Origin of the sequence: Pseudomonas sp. 43mfcvi1.1 (genome assembly GCF_900115935.1) — a bacterium.
Classification (GTDB): domain Bacteria; phylum Pseudomonadota; class Gammaproteobacteria; order Pseudomonadales; family Pseudomonadaceae; genus Aquipseudomonas; species Aquipseudomonas bijieensis.
This window is the reverse complement of record NZ_UETT01000004.1, coordinates 515,555-522,521: the sequence shown is the minus strand read 5'-3', so window position 1 is coordinate 522,521 and position 6,967 is coordinate 515,555. Positions and strand designations below refer to the sequence as shown.

The following is a 6,967-nucleotide window of genomic DNA, read 5'->3' as shown; positions in this document are numbered from 1 at the left end:
GCTTGCTCGCGATGGCGGCGGATCAGAAACATGGATGCTGGCTGACACTCCGTTATCGCGAGCAGGTTCGCTCCCACAGGGGATGCCTGGTGGCGGGGGCTTGCTTTATTCCTGGAGGAACTTCAGCAGATCCTGGTTGAGACGGTCCTTGTGCGTCTCGGTCAAGCCATGCGGCGCGCCAGGGTAGACGATCAGTCGAGCGCCCTTGATCAGCGCGGCCGAGGCCCGACCCGAAGCATCGATGGGCACGATCTGGTCGTCATCGCCATGAATCACCAGGGTTGGCACGTCGAACTTCTTCAAATCACCGCGAAAGTCGGTAGCCGAGAATGCCGCGATCGAGTCATAGGTATTCTTGCTGCCACCTTGCATACCCTGCACCCAGAACGACTGGATCAGCCCTTGGGATGGCTTGGCACCCTTGCGGTTGTAGCCGTAGAACGGACCTGAGGCGATGTCCAGGTACAGCTGCGAACGGTTCTCCAGGGACGCCTTGCGCAGGCCATCGAACACCTCGATAGGCAAGCCGCCGGGGTTGCTTTGCGTCTTGAGCATCAACGGTGGGACAGAAGAGACCAGGACGGCTTTCTTCACTCGGGCGGTACCGTGCCGGCCGATGTAACGTGCCACTTCACCGCCTCCCGTGGAGAAGCCCACCAGCGTGACGTCCTTCAGGTCCAGGGCTTCAATCACCGCCGCCAGGTCGTCGGCGTAGTGATCCATGTCGTTGCCTTCCCAAGGCTGGCTGGAGCGCCCGTGACCGCGACGGTCATGGGCTACCACGCGATAACCCTTCGAGGCGAGGAACATCATCTGGCCTTCCCAGCTGTCGGAGTCCAGCGGCCAGCCGTGGCTGAAGGTCACGACCTGGCCATCGCGCGGGCCCCAGTCCTTGTAGTACAGCTGGACGCCATCCTTGGTGGTGATGTAGCTGGCGGACTGGACCACGCTGCCGACAGCAGATGCGCTGGCAGGGGCCTGGACAGGCGACGCGGCCTCGGCGCTGAGGGTGGCCAATGCCAGGGTCGCGACAGCGAGGGTGCGGTTGAATGTGTTCATCGTTTCTCTCTCCATAAGGTCGGTTTGATCTGCGGCGATCGTCGTCGATCGCGTTGGTGGGCAGATTAGAGAGAGAGGACGAGGACGAGAACGGCGCGGGTATCGATAGCAACTATCAGAAAATTCGAATAGCTGCGTTTCGCTTCGGTTGCGGTGAACCAGCCGTCAACCCAAAGAAGGCATCGGCCCCAGCGAGTGCAAGACCCACATGACCGCCGCCACCGCTGCCAGCACTGCGACCACAATGCTGATCAGTACCCATTTCAGGATTTTCCGCCCTTTCGACGGCTGGGACCTTGGCGCATGTGCCTCTACCGTGTAGTGAATTTCCCCGGCGCATCGCGGGCAAGCAGCGGTGTCGTAAGGGAGGAGAGAGCCGCATTGATCACAGTTTGTCATGTCGTCACTTCGAGGCTCAAAGGAGGGGTAGCCCTGTATGGGCTTGTAGAAGCGGACCGAAAGTGTGTGGCGTCGGTCGCTTAATATTTGTAGACGATGCCCAGCCTGCCCATGATTTCCAAGGCGTTGACCAGGCCCAGACCGTTCATGGGCAGGCAGGCGAAGGCCTGGTATTCGTCGAAGTGCGTGCCAATGGCCAACAACTTCAAGTCATGGGCCTGCAGTTGGACATTGAAATACTGCAGTAACGCACGCTCCCAATCGTTGGCGCGATTGATGGTGTCGATGGTTTTACGTTCAGGCGCAGGGATTTCAATGCCCAGTTGCCGCAACGGGGCGAGGGCATTGACCGCATCGACTCCGTAGGACGACCACTCCTTCCATTCGAACTCCGCCAGTTGATTGGCCTCGGTGAGCGCTGCCGCGACTTGCGTCCAAGCCCAATCCCATTGCCCGGTAGGCGCGGGGATGGCCTGAATGAGCGCCTGCGCGCGGTCCTCGTCGAACAGGCAATCGAACAGATCGGCCAGGGTATCGGCCAAATCGGGCTGCGGCCCTTGTCCCTGGGTGTCGAGGTCGTGGCTCAAGCGCTGCCACAGACTGCCCAGCTCGTCCCAGTCCTCGTCGTCCATGTCGTCATCGATCACCTGGGCCTTATGGCCGCGCAGGTAGTCGTCCAGCCGCGTCTTGCGCACACGTACGCTGCCCTCGACGAGATCGACGTCATAGCTGCGGTAATCCAGGTAGTTGGTCTGGAAAACGATGCGTTCAGGAAATACCTCATGGGCGAGGCTTTCCTCTGCATCAAAATACGACGCGCCTTCGAAGTCGCCATGGGCGGCGATGATACGTTGGAACGACAGTGGGTCGATTGGATTCATAGGGGCTGGGTCACAGGGAGGAAGGAAAGCGCCGCGCACGCTGGCCGATATCCGGTTCGCGCTGATCGTACACCAACGCTTGGAGGCTGCTAAGGGGAGGAATGTGGACTGCGTCAACTGTCGGGTGTGTGTTTGGGTCTATGCTTACCTTGTCCTTTGAGTCAGGCCCACCTATGTACGAACACCGAACAATCCGCAGGGAGCACAAGTGAGACATTCGACACCGGCTGCAGCGTTGCTCTGTCTATTGCTCGGCACGGTTGATGCCAGGGCCGAGGAGTATCAGGTCGTCACCGAAGAGTGGGCACCGTACAACTACCAGGAAAACAATCAGCTCACCGGCATGACCACCGAGATCGTCCGGGCCATCATGACGCTGACCGGGAGTGATTTCGAGGTGCTGCTGCAGCCCAGCATGCGGGCCACGCAGATACTGAAGCACCGGCCCAAGACCATTATGTACTCCCTGTTCCGAACGCCAGAGCGCGAGCCGCTGTACAAATGGGTCGGACCGATCGTGGAAGAGTCCATCCACCCCTATCAACTGGCCAATACGCCTCCGGTGAACTCCCTGGAACAACTGCTGCACGCCCCGCAGATCACCACCCGCCACGCCGGCCTGGTGCCCCAGATGCTGCAGTCGCTGGGCTTCAATAACCTGGACAAGAGTGCAACCGAGAGCAAGTTGCTCTACCGCATGCTGCTTGCCGGACGCACCGGCATCATCATCGGCGACACCGATGCGGGAGTGGCCTACTACAGCCGCCAATTGAACATCGCGCCGGGCACTTTGCGGCGGATTCCTATCGAGCTGTACCGCTCATCGCTGTACATCGCCTTCAGTCCTGACAGTGAAGATGAAGTGGTGGCGGCGTGGTCACGTGCGTTGGAGCAGTTGCGCCGTTCCGGGGAGTTGGAGCGGATTCAGCGGCGGTATGAGGAGGCGGCTGGGCGGTGAGGAGAGATAGGAAGCTTGCTCCCGTAAGTCGTACCAGGCTTTTTACCGCTCTTGATAGTACTCGGCTCTACGCTTGGCATTTTCCCGCTGCACTTCTTCATGATGCTCGCGTGCTTCCCGCGCTCTCTCTTCATGGCGCTTTTGGTGTTTCCTGTCTTCGGCTCTGTCCATTTCCTGCTGGCGTTCCCAATGGCGCCTGTTTGCCTCTTGATAGTCCTTGTTCCGGTCACTGGCAAATGCACCCGCTGAGGTGAAGCCAATCCAGGTCAGTACAAAAATGGCAGCCATTTTCATGTGATTGTGTCTCTAGCGGGGATGGGGGCGTTTACGGCTTCCGGTAGACCATAAGAATGATCGTAAGTGCATGCTTTCGCGCAAAGGGGGCGTTCCGAGTCATACCCCCTTTTGCCTGGTTTTTTAGAAACTGTACTTGGCGGTCAGCATCATATTGCGTGGGTTTCCGTAGGAGTCACCGCCATAGCTCACGGAGTTGGCGATGGTCGAGTAGTACTGGCGGTCGAAGATGTTGTTGGCGTTGACCTGCAAGTCCAGGTTCTCGCTGACCCTGTAGCCGGCCATCAGGTCCGTGATGGCGTAGCTGCCCTGTTCGAGACGGTATTTACCGCCATCAGCCAACGAGATGTCGTTGTACATGCGGCTCTGCCAGGAGACGTTGCCGCCCACACGAAGTTTTTCCAGCGGGCCCTGAAAGTGGTAACTGGTGGTCAACTTGAACAGATGCTCAGGCGTGTCGGTGTCGAACTGCTTGTTCACGTTCTGTGGGTTGGCGGCATCCTTGATGGTGTGTGTGCGCGCGTAGGTATAGCCACCGCCGACTTGCCAGTTTTCGGTCAACGCGCCTTGCAGTTCGAAGTCGATACCCTGGCTGCGAATCTCGCCGGAGGCTTCATAACAGGTTGCCTGTGGGCAGTTTGCCGTAAACAGTTGTACGGCGCGGTTTTCCTGGTCGACGCGGAACAGCGCCAGGCTCGCATTCAGTGCGCCGTCGAAATATTCGCCCTTGATGCCGATCTCGTAGTTCTTGCCAATGATCGGCGTGACCGGGTTGCCGGAGGTATTCTTTTCCCGCTGCGGCGTGAAGATGTCGCTGTAGCTGACGTAGACCGAGTGATGGTCGTCCAGGTCATAGATCAAGCCAGCGTAACGGGTGACGTTACGGGTGACCTTGTAGTCGCCTTCGCCATCGCGGTTATCGTAGTCGTACCAGTCCAGGCGTCCGCCGAGGATCAACTTCAACGGGTCGGCCAGGCTCAGGCGTGTGGTGAGATAGACGCCGTCCTGAGTGGTCACCTCACGCTGGTTATCTGTGTGGACGAAGTCCGGTTTACCCGCATTGATCGGCCAATTGGTGTCGTACGGGCTGTAGTTGTGGGTGGTCATGTCGTAGATGCGCTTGCTGGCGCCCACCACCAGTTCATGGGTACGCCCGAACGCCTCGAAGGGCCCACTGGCAAAGGCGTCTACGCCGGCCTGGTTTTCATCGAAGTCGGCCTGGTAAACCGTGCGGGCCAGTGTGTTGTTGACCCAGCGCGATTGATAGGAGCCGGAGAACAACGCGTTCTGTTCGGAGTAGTTGGCGTTGACCTGAAGGTTCCAGTCGTTGGCCAGGCGATGACGGACTTCGGCGAACAGCGTGTTGATCTCCTGATCCTTGTTCTCCCAATCCGTACCCGGGTTGTAGGAGCGCGGCAAGTCAAGATGATGGCCGTCCTGGCCGATCATCGAAGAGCCCCAGAAGTAATTGGTCTTGTCCTTCTGATGAGAAAAACCCAGGGTCAGGGTGGTGTCTTCGCTCAGATCCGCTTCGGTGACCGCATAGAACAGCCCGTGATCCTCCTCGACGTTGTCGATGAAGCTGTTGGCATCGCGATAAGAAGTCACGACCCGGCCGCGCAGCGTGCCGCTGTCGTTGAGTGGGCTGGAGGCATCGACCTCGCCGCGATAATCGTCCCAACTGCCGGCGGCACCGGTCAGGGTGACTTTCTGCTCGGCCAATGGCCGCTTGCGTATCAGGTTGATGGCAGCCGATGGGTTGCCTGCCCCCGTCACCAGGCCGGTGGCACCGCGCACCACCTCGACTCGATCAAACATCGCCAAGTTAGGCTGGGAACCGACGTTAACGCCGTCGTAGCCGCTCGGGATGCCGTCATACATCAAGTTGTCGATTTCAAAACCGCGCGCCTTGTAAGTCTGCCGGCCAGGACCGCTGGAAAAGTCCAGGAACAAGCCGGGCGTCGCCTTGACCACGTCGTTGATGCTGGTCATCGTCTGGTCGTCCATGCGCTGACGCGTAATCACGGTGACGGCCTGCGGAGTTTCACGCATCGTCAGCGGGAGTTTGGTCGCGGTCGACATTGCGCCGGTGGTGTAGGACTCGGTGCCTTCCGTGGTACTCCCCAGTTGGCCACTACCGGTGACCTCGGTCGCGCCTAGCTCCAAGACGGCTGGAGGGGCGCCGCTGCTGTCATCGGCAAAGGCCGGAGCCAGGGTGGCCATGCAGATAGCCATGGCCAAAAGATCGCGGGCAGGGTTGAAGTAACGCGGTGGGGTGGCACAAATCGACATGAACCGATCCTGATATGCTAATGATTGTGAGAATGATTAGCATTAAGTATCACAGGATTTGTCTGGGCGATAAAGCATGTTGCGGCTGGACTACGTTTTGGGGGAGGAGGATTGCGTGACGGTATGAGCAGGTCGTCTGGGCAGTGGAGTCACAGAATTGCGAAAGCCGACGGGGTAGCTTTTAACGCTCTGCACAAACCTGGAGTCGAGCAAAGGCTGATTGCTGGAATCGACCGAAATTGCCCCATAGTTGTCAAGCCTACAGATTCGCGCATGACTTGAGGTGCACATCATGTCCTGCCAGTCGCCGCAGTTCGCTCACATCGGCAAACCATTCGTGGGATTGAAGACGATGGAATGCATCATATGTCCCGTATCCCCAGGCGACCGCACCAAAGGCGATACCGGCGGTCGCCGCTGCTTCACCATCCGTAGGTTGGTCGCCGATGTAGATAACTTCTTCTGGCGCCACGCCGAACTTGCGCATGACACGGCGCAGGCGAGACGCCTTGCCGAAAATGGATACTCCGCACTCGAAGGCCTGGATATGTCGACAGCTGAAGCCCAGGATTTGCGTGATGTTTTCTTTGGAATTAGAAGATACCACCGCCAGAATCAGCCCTCTTTCGTCAAGATGGGCGAGGGTATTGGCAATGTTTTCAAACAGTGGGATCGAGCTTCTATGTTTCTTCATCAAGCTCATGAAGGTCCGCGCCACCAGAGGCTGTTTCCAGCGGGGCATGCCGATATGAGCCATGATCTCCCGAGCCCCCTGCTTGCGCAGACAGTCCAATTCGTGCGGGTGAATTCGACTGAATGCGTGTCGGTCAGCGACCTGGTTGAACACTGAAACAAAGAACGGAAAGGAGTCAGCGAGCGTGCCGTCAAAGTCGAAAATGGCAAGCCGGTATGACATGGGAAGGCTCCTTGCTGTAGTGATGGCAGCCGAGTCCAGGCGGCTACTTGTGCTGGGCGAACAATCCACCCGATCGGACTCAAATTGGCCGTCAATCTTAGGTGATTTGATCAGGCACATCCAAGGGCGACTGCTGAGCATGCGCGGAGCTTGACGCTAAAAAGTTAA

At 58.5% G+C, this 6,967-nt stretch carries 6 protein-coding genes; 1 reads left to right on the top strand and 5 read right to left on the bottom strand.

Features of this window, described 5'->3' with window-relative positions; translation table 11 throughout:
- Positions 1–105: 105 nt before the first annotated feature.
- Positions 106–1,059, bottom strand: coding sequence for an alpha/beta fold hydrolase (locus DTP52_RS10945; RefSeq protein WP_109753374.1), 954 nt, complete (start codon positions 1,057–1,059; stop codon positions 106–108).
- A 479-nt stretch (positions 1,060–1,538) separates the two neighbouring features.
- Positions 1,539–2,339 carry a hypothetical protein gene (locus DTP52_RS10940; RefSeq protein WP_109753373.1) on the bottom strand — a complete coding sequence of 267 codons (801 nt, stop codon included), beginning with the start codon at positions 2,337–2,339 and terminating at the stop codon, positions 1,539–1,541.
- Positions 2,340–2,547: 208 nt separating this feature from the next.
- Here DTP52_RS10940 and DTP52_RS10935 point away from each other — a divergent pair, with 208 nt between their 5' ends.
- On the top strand, positions 2,548–3,297 hold the full coding sequence (locus tag DTP52_RS10935; protein WP_109753372.1) for an ABC transporter substrate-binding protein: 750 nt from the start codon (positions 2,548–2,550) through the stop codon (positions 3,295–3,297).
- Between the two features lie 42 nt (positions 3,298–3,339).
- Here DTP52_RS10935 and DTP52_RS10930 read toward each other — a convergent pair whose 3' ends face one another.
- The 3 genes from DTP52_RS10930 to DTP52_RS10920 form a co-directional block, all read right to left on the bottom strand.
- Entirely contained in the window at positions 3,340–3,591 is a 252-nt protein-coding gene (locus DTP52_RS10930) for a hypothetical protein (protein WP_109753371.1), read from the bottom strand.
- A 123-nt stretch (positions 3,592–3,714) separates the two neighbouring features.
- Complete coding sequence (locus DTP52_RS10925; protein ID WP_109753370.1) at positions 3,715–5,883, bottom strand: TonB-dependent siderophore receptor; 2,169 nt, start codon at positions 5,881–5,883, stop codon at positions 3,715–3,717.
- Between the two features lie 259 nt (positions 5,884–6,142).
- Positions 6,143–6,799, bottom strand: coding sequence for an HAD hydrolase-like protein (locus DTP52_RS10920; RefSeq protein ID WP_109753369.1), 657 nt, complete (start codon positions 6,797–6,799; stop codon positions 6,143–6,145).
- Positions 6,800–6,967 lie beyond the last annotated feature (168 nt).